Origin of the sequence: Streptococcus xiaochunlingii, assembly GCF_006385805.1 — a bacterium.
GTDB classification, from domain to species: Bacteria; Bacillota; Bacilli; order Lactobacillales; family Streptococcaceae; genus Streptococcus; species Streptococcus xiaochunlingii.
Window position 1 is genome coordinate 814519 of record NZ_VFSG01000001.1, and the last position, 15753, is coordinate 830271.

General features: G+C 42.3%; 17 protein-coding genes. 3 read left to right on the plus strand and 14 right to left on the minus strand.

The genetic code is table 11. The features are described 5' to 3' along the window. Positions 1-127: 127 nt before the first annotated feature. Genes FJR71_RS04100 through FJR71_RS04110 form a run of 3 tightly spaced genes read right to left on the minus strand, consistent with a single transcriptional unit; the run spans position 128 to position 3304 of the window. Positions 128-1468 (minus strand): ABC transporter permease, encoded by a 1341-nt coding sequence (locus FJR71_RS04100; RefSeq protein WP_140814174.1) that lies wholly within the window; start codon positions 1466-1468, stop codon positions 128-130. Next, the gene (locus tag FJR71_RS04105) at positions 1468-2163 is read right to left on the minus strand and encodes an ABC transporter ATP-binding protein (protein ID WP_006595919.1); all 696 of its coding nucleotides are present in this window, start codon (positions 2161-2163) and stop codon (positions 1468-1470) included. The genes FJR71_RS04100 and FJR71_RS04105 overlap by 1 nt, the downstream gene beginning before the upstream one ends. Continuing rightward, the gene (locus tag FJR71_RS04110; RefSeq protein ID WP_140814175.1) at positions 2147-3304 is read right to left on the minus strand and encodes an efflux RND transporter periplasmic adaptor subunit; all 1158 of its coding nucleotides are present in this window, start codon (positions 3302-3304) and stop codon (positions 2147-2149) included. The genes FJR71_RS04105 and FJR71_RS04110 overlap by 17 nt, the downstream gene beginning before the upstream one ends. 200 nt (positions 3305-3504) lie before the next feature. Between FJR71_RS04110 and gorA the strand changes: the two genes are divergently transcribed. Then, the gene (gene gorA / locus FJR71_RS04115; protein ID WP_048689474.1) at positions 3505-4854 is read left to right on the plus strand and encodes a glutathione-disulfide reductase; all 1350 of its coding nucleotides are present in this window, start codon (positions 3505-3507) and stop codon (positions 4852-4854) included. A 211-nt stretch (positions 4855-5065) separates the two neighbouring features. Here the strand turns inward: gorA and FJR71_RS04120 are convergent, their stop codons facing one another. Both FJR71_RS04120 and FJR71_RS04130 read right to left on the minus strand, forming a co-directional pair. Then, positions 5066-5797, minus strand: a complete 732-nt coding sequence (locus FJR71_RS04120; protein WP_048689477.1) for a cyclase family protein — start codon at positions 5795-5797, stop codon at positions 5066-5068. Positions 5798-6135: 338 nt separating this feature from the next. Continuing rightward, entirely contained in the window at positions 6136-6348 is a 213-nt protein-coding gene (locus tag FJR71_RS04130) for a YdbC family protein (protein ID WP_006597402.1), read from the minus strand. 90 nt (positions 6349-6438) lie between these two features. On the opposite strand from FJR71_RS04130, the gene FJR71_RS04135 reads away from it, so the two are divergent. Further along, positions 6439-6768 (plus strand): hypothetical protein, encoded by a 330-nt coding sequence (locus FJR71_RS04135; RefSeq protein ID WP_172605094.1) that lies wholly within the window; start codon positions 6439-6441, stop codon positions 6766-6768. Positions 6769-6810: 42 nt separating this feature from the next. Here FJR71_RS04135 and FJR71_RS04140 read toward each other — a convergent pair whose 3' ends face one another. Both FJR71_RS04140 and FJR71_RS04145 read right to left on the minus strand, forming a co-directional pair. Then, positions 6811-8097 (minus strand): peptidase U32 family protein, encoded by a 1287-nt coding sequence (locus FJR71_RS04140; RefSeq protein ID WP_048789336.1) that lies wholly within the window; start codon positions 8095-8097, stop codon positions 6811-6813. A gap of 162 nt (positions 8098-8259) precedes the next feature. Then, on the minus strand, positions 8260-9189 hold the full coding sequence (locus FJR71_RS04145) for a peptidase U32 family protein (protein ID WP_048689487.1): 930 nt from the start codon (positions 9187-9189) through the stop codon (positions 8260-8262). Between the two features lie 131 nt (positions 9190-9320). Between FJR71_RS04145 and FJR71_RS04150 the strand changes: the two genes are divergently transcribed. Continuing rightward, positions 9321-9617: a DUF3270 family protein gene (locus FJR71_RS04150; protein ID WP_048689491.1), complete on the plus strand. Its 297-nt coding sequence runs from the start codon at positions 9321-9323 to the stop codon at positions 9615-9617. Between the two features lie 375 nt (positions 9618-9992). Here FJR71_RS04150 and FJR71_RS04155 read toward each other — a convergent pair whose 3' ends face one another. The 7 genes from FJR71_RS04155 to FJR71_RS04185 all read right to left on the minus strand — a co-directional run bounded on the left by FJR71_RS04155 (position 9993) and on the right by FJR71_RS04185 (position 15691). Continuing rightward, positions 9993-10424, minus strand: coding sequence for a YtxH domain-containing protein (locus FJR71_RS04155; protein ID WP_048689494.1), 432 nt, complete (start codon positions 10422-10424; stop codon positions 9993-9995). Positions 10425-10439: 15 nt separating this feature from the next. Next, positions 10440-10823, minus strand: a complete 384-nt coding sequence (locus tag FJR71_RS04160) for a DUF948 domain-containing protein (RefSeq protein ID WP_006595909.1) — start codon at positions 10821-10823, stop codon at positions 10440-10442. 11 nt (positions 10824-10834) lie between these two features. Beyond that, positions 10835-11617 (minus strand): prolipoprotein diacylglyceryl transferase, encoded by a 783-nt coding sequence (gene lgt, locus FJR71_RS04165; protein ID WP_140814177.1) that lies wholly within the window; start codon positions 11615-11617, stop codon positions 10835-10837. Then, positions 11614-12546, minus strand: a complete 933-nt coding sequence (hprK, locus tag FJR71_RS04170; RefSeq protein ID WP_048689500.1) for an HPr(Ser) kinase/phosphatase — start codon at positions 12544-12546, stop codon at positions 11614-11616. The genes lgt and hprK overlap by 4 nt, the downstream gene beginning before the upstream one ends. 243 nt (positions 12547-12789) lie before the next feature. After that, complete coding sequence (locus tag FJR71_RS04175) at positions 12790-13065, minus strand: PspC domain-containing protein (protein WP_048689503.1); 276 nt, start codon at positions 13063-13065, stop codon at positions 12790-12792. Between the two features lie 60 nt (positions 13066-13125). Next, on the minus strand, positions 13126-13578 hold the full coding sequence (locus FJR71_RS04180) for a SprT family protein (protein ID WP_140814178.1): 453 nt from the start codon (positions 13576-13578) through the stop codon (positions 13126-13128). Next, on the minus strand, positions 13565-15691 hold the full coding sequence (locus FJR71_RS04185) for a Tex family protein (protein WP_140814179.1): 2127 nt from the start codon (positions 15689-15691) through the stop codon (positions 13565-13567). The genes FJR71_RS04180 and FJR71_RS04185 overlap by 14 nt, the downstream gene beginning before the upstream one ends. Positions 15692-15753 lie beyond the last annotated feature (62 nt).

Below are 15753 nucleotides of genomic sequence, written 5' to 3' on the forward strand. Positions count from 1 at the left end.
TATTCTTGAGCAGGAAAAATGAAAAAAGGAATGGAAGGAAAGGGTTCCTTCCCCCTTTTCCATCACATTCCATTCATTCATAATCAAATTTTACTTCATCCGAGTCAAGCATGTAGGGCATCCATCCTTATTCATAGCGAAGAGCTTCAATCGGATCGAGTTTTGATGCCTTGCTTGCTGGTAGGATACCGAAGACAATTCCAACGCAAGCTGAAAAGATGATACTTCCGATAGCCACTGACATGGAGACGACTGGTGGTCCTTCTAGAGCACCTGCGGCAGCTGTGGCGATGAGGGCATTGACACCATAAGCCAATCCCAGACCGAGAATTCCTCCCATCATGGTCAAGACCATGGATTCGATGAGGAATTGAATCAAGATTTTTCCACGAGTAGCTCCAAGAGCTTTTCTCAGACCGATTTCACGTGTCCGCTCGGTCACAGAAACCAACATGATATTCATGACCCCAATCCCACCAACGAGAAGGGAAATTCCTGCAATCGCACCAATGACTGTTGTCATAATACTGAGCATTTGATTGGTCTGCTCCAAGATACTATCCATGTTAAAGATTTGGAACTCTCCTTGGCGAACTCCCGACAACTCGGTTAATTTTTTCGCCGCTTCTATCCCAGTTGGTTTAATCTGTTTGACATCTGGGATATGCACCACAATAGTAGAAATTTCTTCTGTTCCAAATTCTGAAGCTACTTGGGTATTGGCCATCAAGGCACTTCCTCCAGAAGAAACCCCGTATAATGCAGATCCAGCATTTGGATCCTTGAAGATCCCTACCACCCGATAGTTGTTGTCTCCGACAGCAACCACTTGGTTGAGGGCACTTTCCGTCCCAAATAAGGTCGAAGCTAAACCTTCATCCAACATGATGACCCGTGAGAAACTCTGATAATCTGAAGGATTTAGTTTTCTTCCTGAAACCAATTCAAATTTTCTTACTGAGAAATAAGTATCATTGACCCCCATGATATTGACCCCTTCAGATTTTTTCTTCTGATAGGAGATAGTGGCATTGGCCGTATTTCCAACATAGTAGCCATCAATGCCAGGAATCTTGGTCAATTCCTTGACCCATTCTTCTTGAACGACGGGTGGTGTTTCAAGGATTGGGTTGTCAACGTCCTCGCTAGTTTCCTCTCCATAGCCAGCTGGCGGTGACATTCCTTGGTCTCCTTCACTAGCAACACCGCCTTCACCACCACCTTCTTCTGAGACAGGTTCTGGCCCAAGATTAAAACCAGTCATGTAGCCACTCTTTCGGGCGGAATAGGAAATCTGAACATATTGTTGATCCTTGGTAAAGGTCTTAGTCACTCCCGCTTTCATCCCATCTCCGAGAGCCATGATGACAACGACTGAGGCAACCCCGATGATAATCCCTACCATGGTTAAGAACGATCTCATTTTATGTCCCATAATGGAACTAATAGCGAATTTCCAGTTCTGCATCAGGCCCTCCTTTCATTACGGCTATCCGAAGATATCACTCCATCTCGAATGACAATCTGACGTTTGGCATAGGCAGCAATCTCCGTTTCGTGGGTCACCATGATGATAGTTTTCCCTTCTTGATTGAGGGCTGTCAAAAGCTCCATAATCTGATCGCCGGTCTTGGAGTCAAGAGCTCCTGTTGGTTCATCCGCTAAGATAATAGAAGGATGATTGACCAAAGCACGCGCGATGGCCACCCGTTGTTTTTGCCCTCCGGACAGTTCCGAAGGAAGGTGGTGCATCCGCGTATCTAGCTCAACTTTCTTTAAAAATTGTTCAGCTAATTCCTTTCGTTTAGAAGGATTTACTCCTGCATAAATCAAAGGAAGCTCGACATTTTGAAAAGCATTGAGTTTCGATAGAAGAAAGAATTGTTGGAAGACAAAGCCTATTTGCTCATTGCGAACCTGGGCTAATTTCTTCTCACTAAGATTTCCTACTTCTTCCCCCTCTAGCCTATACTCACCGCTGGTCGGACGATCCAGAAGACCAATGATGTTCATTAGGGTAGATTTCCCAGACCCGGAAGGTCCCATGATAGCTAGAAATTCCCCTTCTTCCACATCTAAATGGATATCCTTTAATACCTGTAGGGTTTGATCGCCATTTTGATAACTTTTATTGATGTTTTTCAGCTCAATCAATTTTGTCATATTTTCCGACCTCTTTCCCATCTTCCAAATCGCCAGAAGGGTTGGTGATGACTTGAGCATCCTTGTTCAAACCAGATAAGATTTCTTGATTTTCTGCATCTGCATTTCCTAAGGTAACATTGACTTTTTTAGCCTTGCCAGCTTCAATCGTCCAAACATAGCTTTGATCGCCGTCTGATAAGACACTTGTCACAGGAACCAAAGGATGGATGGTTGAACTTTTTACTTCAATATTGACAGAGAAACCTTGTTTCAAATCACCAATCTCACTGGTAATATCTACCGTAAACGGATACTTAGCTCCCCCTGTTCCTTGTCCAGAACCTGCGGCATTTGCACCAGCCTGACCAGCTTCTGTCGGATAATTGGCAACGTAGCTAATCTTTCCAGTCCATTTTTTCCCAGGATAGACCTTAGAGGTTAAGGTCACTTCCTGACCAACTGAAATGTTGGCTAGATTGTACTCAGACAACTCACCTTTTACTTGAAGGTTACCGTTGCTGACAATATGAACAAGGGTTTGGTTGGTTCCGGTTGTTGATTTGGAGACATCTTTATTGACTTCTACAACCGTTCCATCTGTACTACTTTTTACAGTTGTAGCATCCAACAAAGCTTTAGCTTTTTCCATATTGGCTACAGCATCCGCACGGGCATCGCGCAAATCACCCACTTGTGTGTCCAAAGAGCGTTGGGCTTGAGAGGCTGATTTGCCATCTGCTTCCTCATCCCCTGTTGTATCAATGGTCACTCCATTGGTCATGAGATCGTTCAATTGACGATCTGCCTTATTGACCGCACGTACCGCCGCGTCATAGGCAGATTGCGCTTCTGTACTACTATATTGAACAATAGCTTGGCCGGCGGTTACTTGATCCCCGACATTCACTAGGATGGATTGCAAATCTCCTTTGGTTCCGTCAAAATAAATATATTGTTCTTGATTGGCTGTGACCTTACCTGTCAATAAAACAGAGGAAGCAATCGAACCTTCTTTCACGGTTTGTACCATAGGTGTCATATTGACCATTTCTTCAGGGCCACTACCTGATTTTCCAAAAGCAAGCCAGCTCCCCATTCCTACAACTGCTATAGCAGCACCAGTCGCTGTAATAATTTGCCATTTTTTAAATTTCTTCATTTCTTTCCTCCAATATTCGAAAGCGTTTCAAAGTATAAGTTTAGTATATCATATTTCCTCATTTTTCAATTCAGAATCATCTGTTTTGCACGTTTTTTTTGCTATCTTGTTTTCTCCTCCTATTCAACGATGGCAATTTCTTGATTTTTGTAACCTTTGTTGTTACAATGAAAGTGTAAATCAACAAAGGAGTACTAACCATGAAAGAATTTGATATTATCTCCATTGGTGGAGGTAGCGGAGGGATTGCTACCATGAACCGAGCTGGAGAACATGGAGCCCGAGCTGCTGTTATTGAAGAAAAGCAACTAGGTGGGACCTGTGTCAACAAAGGATGTGTCCCTAAAAAAATTATGTGGTATGGCGCCCAAATTGCTGAAGCCATTCGTGATTACGGTCCAGATTATGGGTTTACTTCTGAACAGACCAATTTTGATTTTGCGACCTTAAGAAAAAATCGCGAAGCTTATATTGATCGGGCTCGTTCTTCTTATGATGGCAGTTTTAAACGAAATGGTGTGGAGTATATCCAAGGTCGCGCTCGCTTTGTCGACGCCCATACAGTCGAAGTCAACGGGGAAACCATCAAGGCTAAACACATTGTGATCGCTACAGGGGCTCATGCTTACATCCCAGATCTACCTGGAGCAGACCTAGGAGAAACCTCTGATGATGTCTTTGCTTGGGAAGAACTACCAAAATCAGTTGCCATTATTGGCGCTGGCTACATTGCGGTAGAACTAGCCGGTGTGCTACATGCCCTTGGTGTTAAGACAGACCTCTTCGTTCGAGGTGATCGTCCTTTAAGAAAGTTTGATTCATACATTGTCGATGGCTTAATGGAGGAGATGGATAAACAAGGATTGCCTCTCCATCCTCACAAGGTTCCTGTCCGACTCACGAAGGAAGAAAATGGTCAAGTCCGAGTCTATTTCGAAGATCAATCATCTTTTGTCGCTGATCATGTCATCTGGGCAACCGGCCGAAAACCAAACGTCCAAGACCTCGATCTAGAAGCTGCAGGCGTCACCTTAAATGAAAAAGGATTCATTGCAGTGGATGAATACCAGAATACGGTTGTTCCTGGCATCTATGCTCTTGGAGATGTCACGGGCGAAAAAGAATTAACTCCTGTCGCTATCAAGGCAGGGCGTACCCTATCCGAACGTCTCTTTAATGGAAAAACCGATGCTAAAATGGACTACGCAACCATTCCGACCGTTATCTTTTCCCATCCCGCTATTGGTACAGTCGGTCTCACTCAAGAAGAAGCCGAAAAACAATATGGAAAAGAAGCTATCAAGGTCTATACTTCAAGTTTCGCCTCTATGTATTCAGCTGTGACCCAGCATCGTCAGTTGGCTAAATTTAAACTCATCACTGCAGGACCGGAAGAAACCGTTGTCGGTCTCCATGGTCTTGGGTATGGGGTAGATGAAATGATCCAAGGATTTGCCGTTGCTATCAAGATGGGAGCGACAAAAGCTGATTTCGATGCGACCGTCGCTATTCATCCAACTGGATCCGAAGAATTCGTTACCATGCGCTAACATTAGAAAAGGTTTGTCTGACAAGCCTTTTTCTTCTGTTTAAATTTTAATGGATCATCATTGGAGCTACCATAGTCTAATCTTTCATTTTAACTTTCTTTCCTTACATTTTTGTAAGATAACAAGGTTTGATAAGATAACCATCAGATTCAAAAATAGATTTCAACATCCATATAAAAGAGCCTGAAGATTCGCTTCAGGCTCTGTTTTTTTAAGGCAAGATAGCAATGGCACGGACAGGTGAACCAGTTGCCTTGTCCCAGTGAGGGAAGGCAATTGAAATCAAGGCACCTACTGCTGGCACTTGATCCAAGTGGTTTAAGACTTCTACTTGGTAGATATTTTGCTCCAAAAGGTAGTATTCATTGACCAAGCCATGCTCTGCTGCTGGAATACCAGCATCTGTGTCGAAGGTTTCATGGCCCACAGCCTTGACATGGCGTTCATGAATCAAGAATTCCAAGGCTTCACGGCTCCATCCTGGACTTTGTTGAACCCCATTTTCATCCAGATTACGCATAGCATCTTGATCTGGCCAACGTTTTGACCAATCACTACGGAAGGCAACAAAAGCACCCTCAGCAATTTGTCCATGTTCAGCTTCAAAATCCAAAATATCTTGTTTGCTCAAGATAAAGTTTGGATTGGCTGCAACTTCTTTAGACTTGTCGATAACATAGAGTGGCAAGAGGAGATCTTTGAGGTCAATCTCATCCAACCAACGACCACCTTCAACAAAGTGAATTGGTGCATCAATATGCGTTCCGTATTGACCAACCACTGTAAATTTTTGAACATGGAAGCCATCTTTTAATGTGAAGAGGTCTTCTTGTTGCAAGGCAGGAAGAGCTGGGAAGTGTGGACTTTCTGCATTAATTTGGTGACTCAAGTCCACCCATTTTTTAGCTTGCAATTCTTTATAAATACTTAATAAATCTGACATATGGATTCCTTTCCTATAAGTGCTACATGAGATAAACGAATAAGGTTATTATAACAGTCTATCCCATCATCCACAATGATTTGCGTTAATCTTGTTTTCTTGAATGGGATATAGTTTCAAACTATAATTATAGAAAGCAGCAAAAAAGAGGCTGGGACAAAAGTCCTAGTCTCTCAATTGTCTATGGATTATCGAGCAAGACGCAGTGGTTGAGGGGGCTCTACCACGCTGATTTCATCAGCTTTTACAACCCTACTCAACTATGCGGAGTTGGGACGACGAAATCGAATTCTAATGAATTACTGATTTCTGTCCCACTCTCTTTCTTACTCAGCCTATTACTGTTTAAATGCATCTAGCAGAACTTGGAATTCTTCATTGGTGAGCGTGATCCCCTTGCCCATCTTCGTATGGTCTGGGCTCCAAGTTCGGATATCATACTTGGCAGGTGCTCCATTAAAGCTAACCCGGTTTAACTCCTTGGTCCATCCTTTTTCATTTTCAGATAAGACCAAGAGTTGTTCTTCAATTTCAAAACTAAAATCTGCCATTTCATACTCCTTTCAATGTCTTTCACCTTAATAATTCGTAAAAAATTTTACAAAATGAATGAAATTTTCTATAATATATTGTATCAACTTATGGAGAATTATGCTATGAAAAGATTTCTTGAGCTTCTCAAGGACCGAGCCAATGTATTTTTCAACGATAAAACCTCTCAACCAGCTCCTTTAGAGGATGGTAAAACGATTCAAATTATTGAACTGGCCCTTCGAAAAAAACAAGGAGTCCATGTCATCTTCCAAAATAAGAGTTTTACAGGCGATATCGTGAAATATGATCAGGAACGAAAACAACTCATTGTCAAGAATTTTAAAAAGAGTATGTCAACTATCATTCGAATTTCAGACATTCAAAAGATTAGTCTCGTTCCACATACGATTCGAATCGCACAACAAAAAACACCGTAAACTTCCAAGCTTGGGAAGCATGCGGTGTTTTTTTTTTACGTTTTATGCACGAACTGTTTGACTAGTTCCATCTTCTTTATAGAGGTTGATCAAGCCTTCTTTGAGTGCACGGATCATATCACCTGGTTCAACTGGTGTTGGCATATGTATAGTCAATAACTCCATTGGATTTGGAGCCCGATCAATTTTATTACCCTTGGCATCATGCAAATCTTCAATGACTGTTTCAAAATGACGGAACCCAGGTCCGTAAAATTCTACTTGGTCTCCTTCATTGATGACATTCCGTTGTCGAATGGTCGCAATTTGCTTGTCCGCATCATAGGCTACCACTTCTCCGACAAACTTGTACTCTGGAATCTTCCGACGAGCCCCAAACAGTTGCTCGTTTTCAGATGGTGTTCCGTAATAGAATCCTGTAGCCAACTCACGTTGGGCTACCTTCCACATTTCATCTACTAGATCTTGCTTAATCGCTTCAAACTTCTCAGGACTTTCCAAATAAGCATCAACAGCTGCCTTGTAGCAGTTCGTTACGGTAGAGACATAGTGAATGGACTTCATCCGACCTTCAATCTTGAGGCTGTCCACTCCATTTTCAATCATATCAGGGATATGGTCAATCATCGACATGTCCACAGCTGACATCGAGAATTCTTCAGGGATTTCCCCTTTGAGACTCTTACGTTCTTGGCCAAATGGCATATCGTAGAGATCGTACTTCCAACGACAAGATTGGGAACATCCTCCACGGTTGGCATCACGCATACTCATATGATTGGACAAGGTACAACGGCCAGAGTAGGAGATACACATTGCTCCGTGAACAAAGGCTTCAATTTCAACATCCGTCCGCTTACGAATTTCCGCTAGTTCTTCCATTGAAACTTCCCGAGCCAAAACGACCCGTGTCAAGCCCAAGTCTTTCCAAAACTCTAGAGTTTCATAGTTGGTGGCACTAGCTTGGGTAGAGAGGTGAATTTCCAAACCAGGTGCTTCTGTCGCTGCGATGGTAATCAGGGCAGGGTCTGATACAATGACCGCTGCGATTCCGATATCCCGTAAGCGACGGAACCATTCACCAGCTCCAACTTCATTTCCTTCATGCATGACCATATTGGCTGCAACATAGACCTTGGCTCCATACTTGGCCGCAAATTGGACACCTTCTTCCATTTGCTCAAAGGTGAAGTTTCCTGCACGGCTACGAAGACCATAGGCCTGACCACCGATGAAGACTGCATCCGCACCATAGCGCACAGCAACCTTTAGTTTCTCAAGTGTTCCCGCAGGTGATAGAACCTCAGGACGTTTCAATTGTTTTGTCATCATATCTCCTAGTATATTACAAGTATATTAGTTAGATTATCAATCTTGTCTATTTTATAGCAAATCCAGTCGAAAGGCAATGGTTTGGGAATTGTTTTGACAATTCTCATTCTTTACCATCACCAAAAAGGAAGGCCCGCACTCTTGGCAGGCTTTTCTCCTTTATTTAACCATGTCTGGATCGTAATCATAAAATCCAGTGTCAAGGAAACGATTCTTAGGATGCAATTGGTGAATCTGTTCATCCAATAAGAAGGCTTGATCAGATGTGAAAGTCCCAGCTTCTAGAAGCTCACGCGCTTTCACAAAACACTTGGCAATTTCCACAAAGTTTTGACCAGGTGTATAAATCCCCTCTAACTTCCAGTGGGTGAAATCATGCTCGACTAACTCAGAGAGTTTGGTCATCAAATCCAGGTCATTATTGGCAAAAATATGAGTTCCATGCTTGTCCTCAAAGATAGAATAGTGGCTTTCTGGATCTCCTGGTTCTGCCAAAAAGAGATCGCGCTCTCTCGTCTTTTCGTCATCGATGTGCGTAAAATTGTAGTAATTCTGCAAAAGAGGGCGTTTGGAATGGTGAATCACACTAGCCCCATAAACCAATACCTCAGCAGGAATCTCTAAGATTTCTGGCATCTTGAAAAGCTCTGCAGATGGGATTTCTCGAGCAAGAACAGCTTCTGAAGCACCAGCCTTTTGTCCCCAGAAATTAATCTGACGGCTACTTGTCACCATAGTTGAAGCATCATAAATGGTTTTAAAGCTGTAGCCATCCCGCTTCAATACATAAAAGACGCCTGCATCTCCTACCGTGATATAATCGACGTTAATCGAAGCAAGGAAATCTAAAAATGGTTTGATACGATCCATCATGTCTTGGTGCATCAAGGCATTGACAGCCACTGTCATTTCCTTACCTGCCGCATGGACTAGATCAGAAATTCGACTTAATTCGTCATACGAGAAAGTGTGAGGAAGTCGTAATCCAAATTCCTTTTCTCCGACATAAATACGGTCCACACCTACTTCTAGAAGGGCTTGAACCTGTTCAATACTTTCAGCTGTAGCTGTAATAATTATCTTTTTCATGAAAACTATTATACCAAAAAAGTCATTTTGCTCTCTAAATTTCTTAATTTTGTAAAAATTGTAACAGTTTTGTAACATTTCTATGCTTGAAAACGTGTTAAAATAATAGAGTACTGTTAGGAGAGAGAAATATGCCCGCAAGAAAACTTAGAGTTGTTGAAGAATACGACTATGTCGAAGTCCCTCTTCAACAAGAGAATACAACAACTAATTATGATTTTAACCTTGATACTGAACCAGCTCCGCAATTAAGTGAGCTACTATTTTTCCTTAATATTGCTGTGTTTTGTGTCTTAACTGTTTTATTTAGTTTCGTCTTTTTATCAATGAAGATGAATACCTTCTTTGCTTTTGCCTCAGCAATTGCTTGTAGTTTGGGAAGTATCCAAGCTTTCCGCATTTTCCAGTTAAAACGGAAACAGGACTAAGATTACATTTTTAGCCTCCTTCGGGAGGCTTTTTGGCATTTCCCATCCTCGTTTGTCATTTCATAAAAGAAATCCCTCACCATTGGTGAGGGATTATTGAATATTGACTAACCATTGTGTTACATAAAACAGCTTAACGATTTTCAAAAAATGACTTTTACTTTTTTAGCCATTTGAGAAGATTAAAAACTTTCCGCTGTGAGAAAAGTGCCTGAAACAAAGTTGTTTCAGGCACTCGGGAGTTTTGAGACCTTAGGCTCAAAACTAAGTCATGGAACTTCTTCGAAGTTCGCTGACGTCCGTACTCACCTAAGGGAAGTTTTTCAGAAGACTTTATCTTCAATCTGAATCCCTCACCAATGGTGAGGGATTATTTTATTCTTCTTCTACAGCTGTTTCTTCTAATTCAAGGACAATCTCTTCACTTTCTTTTTCCTGTTTAGGCTGAAAAGGACTTGCTTGATTGCCGGTCTTTTGCTGGATTTTTTCCTTAATCGTTTGGATAGCATCTTGTGAAAATTCTACCACATCCTGCGTCTTATCTTTCACTGTCTCGATAACAGTGTCTTTGTTGATCTCGCCACTTTCAACTTTTTCTTTGGTTTGCTGAATAGCGTCTGATGCTTGCTTGGATAGCTCCATTGCAGATTGTTTCACTGAATCATGAACTTCTTGTGGATTTTCTTGGTATTCTTTTACAAAACCTTTGACTTTCCCAGTCAACTCTTTCCCTTTTTCTGTTGTCAGGAAGTAGGCAACAGATGCGCCAGTGATCGTTCCAATTAACAATGATGATAAACGTCCCATAATGTACCTCTTTTCTTATTTAAATAATTTCATAGCCATGCGAGCTGCTTTTAATCCGACAGATGTTTTAACGGTTTTCCCACCAACTACGACAGCTTTTTTGCTAATCTGACGCGCTTGATCATTCAGATCTGATACAGATACAGACAAATCTGCCACTGCAGTGAAGAGTGGATCAATGGTTGCAACTTTTTGATTCAAATCTTCTGTCAAAACATTCACTTTTGCTAACAACTCATTGGTTTGGTGTAAGGTTACATTCACATCTGATGTCAAGGTCTTAATCGTTACCTGAGTCTCATCTACAACTTTTCCAATCTTTGAAAACAAGATAATCAAGTAGATGACCAAAACTACTAAAGCTAACCCTAAAAGCCCATAGGCAATTTCAATAAACATTTCTTTTCTCCTTAATCTATTTCCGTTCTATAAAATGGTGCATTCTTTTTTCGTTGATAGATCATGATGTTGATTCCAAGTAGGATGAGGATCAGGGAAAGCCATTGTGAAACTCGAATTCCCAAAAACATCAAGCTATCTGTCCGCATTCCTTCAATAATCATTCGACCAAAGCCATACCAGATCAGATAGAAAGCAGTAACTTCGCCCTTTCTCAAAAGTTTCGGACGACGACGCAAGTAAAGAATCAGCACAAAACCAAGCAAGTTCCAACAAGATTCATATAAGAAGGTCGGTTGGCGGTAATGTCCATCAATAAACATCTGATTCCGAATGAAAGAAGGTAAATAATCTAAATTCTTAACAATGGCTCCGTAGGCTTCTTGGTTAACAAAATTGCCCCAACGGCCAATACTTTGAGCAATCATGACACTCGGTGCAGCGATATCTAAAAAATCAACTGGATCAATCAAACGACTGCGTGAAAATAGGTAGAGGACCAGAGCTCCTGCCAGGAGTCCACCATAGATAGCGATCCCACCGTTCCATACGGCAAAAATCTCTCCTGGATTTTCCCTGAAATATGACCATCGAAAAATAACATAGTAGAGACGGGCCCCTATGATCGCTACTGGAAAAGCAATCAGAATGAAATCAATGATATCGTCTGACTCTATCCCTTTACGAGGTGCTTCTTTCATAGACAGGATGACTGCCAAAAGGAGACCGAGGATAATACAAATCGCATACCAACGGATACTAAAGGGACCGAGTTGAATAGCTACTGGATTCATACTTTCACCTCATTTTGATCAATCAACTGGGTCAATCGATCTTCAAAGGTTTTAGTAGCATCATATCCCATTTCTTTGGCGCGGTAGTTCATCGCTGCTGCTTCAATGACAACGGAAATATTACGACCTGTCTTAACAGGGATGCGAATTCTTGGAATAGTCACTCCACAGAACTCAATTTCTTCCGCATTGTTGCCAAGACGATCGTAGGTTTGTTCCTTAGTGTAGTTTTCCAAGTAAACCGCGATTTGAACTTGAGAAGAATCTTTCACTGCACTAGCACCATAGAGACTCATAACATCAATGATCCCTACTCCCCGAATCTCTAGCAGATGGCGTAGAATTTCAGCAGGCTCACCCCACAAGGTCATCTCATCACGGGCGAAGACATCTACCCGGTCGTCTGCTACCAAACGATGGCCTCGTTTGACTAGCTCTAACCCAGTCTCACTCTTCCCGATTCCGCTATCTCCTTGGATCAGAACCCCCATACCATAGATATCCATCAAGACACCATGGACACTGGTTCTTTCCGCAAGGAGAGAATCTAGGTAGCTTGATAGTTCACCAGACAATCGACTAGTGGGAACGCGACTGCTGAGAATAGCGATTTGCTTTTCCTCAGCGGCGAGAAGCATTTCTTCGGGAACCTCTAGATCCCGCGCGATGATGAGTACCGGTGTTTCCGGCTGGAACATCTTTCTCAAAACTTGGTGACGATTGTGGGAGGTCATTTTGATGAGGTAAGACCACTCTTTCATCCCAACCAATTGAATTCGTTCTGGAGTATAGTAATCAAAATATCCTGTCATTTCAAGTCCAGGACGTGAAATATCTGCCGTTGTGATTTCTTTTTCAAATAGGCTTTCATTGCCGTACACAACCTTCAAACGAAGCTTATCAATTAAATCTCGGACTGTTATTGCCATAGGCTTCTCCCTTTTTGTTTTCTCTTACTATTATAGCAAATTATCCCAGGTAAGACTTGCTCAAGCATCTTTTTTTGGTATCGAAACTGATGCTATTATTCTCACACTTATTCCAGTACTCTTTGATGTTTCTCTTTATCCTTGTTATCCCATTTTTCCATCGTCCTCTTTTTTAGTTAAAAAAACAAAGATGGAGAAAGGCCAAGCCCTTCTCCACATTCTTATTTGATTCATGAAAATTCTTTAAAAGAATGGATCATCGTCTTTGATTACTTGTGCATCCTTCCGTTTACGAGGTCCGAGGCCATACTTTTCTCTTTCAAGGTCTTCTTTATACGGCAAGGAGAAGGCACACAGGCAATAAATAGCCAAGCCTACAAGCCCATAAGCATGAAAGATACTAAAGAGCACAAAGAGAAAACGCAATAGGTTTGCATCGAGCCCAAATCGATCCGCTAGTCCAGCAAATACTCCGAAAACGATTCTGCCTCGACGTAATTTATAAAAAGTTGGATTCAAGGGCCTACCTCCTATTATTTTAGAACAGTATATCCCGAAATCAAGTCACTGTCATCCGACTCAAGGCCGATTTCCTGGATCAATTGTCCCTTGATACTTAAGTAGTCCTCGACACCGCCCACAGCGGTACTTTTGCAGATCAATCTGCCACTTTCTCCTGAATTCTTGCCCACAGCTCGTACAAATATAAATCTTATAGTTTCCCTTATCAACTGAAGGGGCATACCGCAAGCCGTCTACCTTTTTGAGCAAGGCCTTGAAATCTTGATCCTGATGGCGATAGCCCTTCTTCATATAGTAGAGATGGTAGTGACACAACTCATGGCGGACAATCTTTCGAAAAATCTCCCAGCCAAATCTTTCTAGGATTCTGGGATTGAAATCCAGATGACCATCTTTAGGAAAGAAGCGACCGCCAGTCGACCGCAAGCGAGGGTTCCAGATGGCTTGGTGAAGAAAAGGGCGACCAAAATCTTCCAGCGATACTTCTTGAACGTATTTAGTCAGATTCATGTGGTGCCAAGAGGGAAAGATTTACTTTTTCCCGTTCTAAATCAATCTTGTAGACCCAAACGGTCACTAGGTCACCAACTGAAACAACTTGACTTGGATGCTTGATAAATTGCTGACTCATCTGTGAAATGTGGATCAAACCATCTTCATGAATCCCAATATCGACAAAGGCTCCAAAGTCAACAACATTGCGGACAACTCCTTCTAGTTTTTGACCAATCTTCAAGTCTTTCAAATCAAGAACATCCTGACGAAGGACAGGAGCATCAAAAGAATCACGTAAATCGCGACCTGGTTTGAGAAGATCTGCGACAATATCTTTCAAGGTTTCAGGGCCAATTTCAAGTTCCTGGGCCATAGGAACCGTGTCAATTTGTTTCAATTTAGCTTGGGCCTCTTCATCCATTTCTCGAATCCCTAGTAAGGTAAAGAGCTTCTTCACTGCAGGGTAACTTTCTGGATGGACCCCTGTCCGATCGAGGAAATTCTCACTTTCTGGAATCCGTAAGAAACCAGCTGCTTGTTCAAAAGCCTTGGCTCCCAGACGAGGAACCTTTTTAATCTGTGCCCGAGAAGTGATCAACCCTTCTTCTTCCCTGTACTTCACGATGTTCTCAGAAATGGTTTTATTGAGACCAGCCACATGGGACAAGAGGGCTGGACTAGCAGTGTTAATGTTGACACCAACTTGGTTTACCACGGTATCGACTACGAAATCAAGGCTTTCAGATAATTTCTTCTGGCTGACATCATGCTGGTACTGGCCGACTCCAATTGATTTTGGATCAATCTTAACCAACTCAGCCAGTGGATCCTGCAACCGACGGGCAATGGAGATGGCTGAGCGCTTTTCAACCGTCAGTTCTGGAAACTCATGGCGAGCCAATTCACTAGCTGAATAGACAGATGCCCCGCTCTCGTTCACAATAACATAACTGACATTTGGAACTTCCTTGAGAACTTCCGCAACAAAGGCTTCGCTCTCTCGACTAGCCGTCCCGTTCCCGATCGCAATGATTTCCACGCCGTATTGACGAATCAACCGTTTCAGTTCTTCTTTGGCCGCTTCAATTTGTGCTGGTTTAGCCGGTGCAACAGGATAAATCACCTGAGTGGTTAACATCTTTCCTGTTTGATCGACAACAGCCAATTTGGCTCCTGTCCGGAAAGCTGGGTCAAAGCCTAAGACCACGCGCCCCTTGAGGGGAGCAATCAGCAAGAGGTGACGAAGATTTTCAGAGAAAAGCTGAATGGCCCCATCTTCTGCCACTTCTGTCAATTCTGTCCGAATTCGACGCTCCATAGCTGGTAGCATTTTCTTTTTCAGAGCTTGGTTAATAACTTCTTCGATGTAGCTATTCTTCGATTTAAATCGAGCTTCAAAGTGACGAATCAAACGGTCTACAGGATGCTCAAAACCAACCTTTAATACCCCCAATTTTTCTCCACGGTTTAAGGCAAGTGTTCGGTAGCCCTGCATGTTTGCAATCTTCTCAGAAAAATCATAATAGATTTGGAAGACTTGCTTCTCGTCTTTGCTCTCATCCTTCAAGCTAGAAGTGATTAAGGAGTGTTTGCGAATCTCCTGGTAGGTAAGGTTGCGCAATTGCGGATCTTCTGCAATCGCTTCGACCAAAATATCGATAGCACCAGAGATTGCGTCCTTTACAGTTGGAAATCCTTCAGATAGGAATTCTTCTGCTACTGTTTCCAAGTCCTTTTGATCTTGCAGAATCATCCGAGCAAGTGGGAAAAGTCCTGCCTCACGCGCAATGGTTGCCTTGGTCCGGCGTTTTTCCTTATAGGGAAGATACAATTCTTCCACATCCGCCAATTTTTCAGCTTGCTCAATCGCTTCTTTTAAGGCTGGAGTCAGTTTCCCAAGCTCTTCAATCTTAGCGAGAATAGTTTCTTTCCGATCGGCTAAGGCTGTTAAAGACTTGTCCATGTCGATAATAGCTTTGATGGCTACTTCATCTAAATTACCCGTAGCATCTTTCCGATACCGAGCGATAAAGGGGATGGTGGATCCCTCTGCTGTTAAGGTCAAAACAGTATCAATTTGTTTGAGACTGACACCCAATTCTTGGGCTATTTTTTCATATTTTTCCATAGCTTCTATTATACCATAGAAGGCCTTCTATACTGCACTTACATCCTCTTTTTGAACTTGAT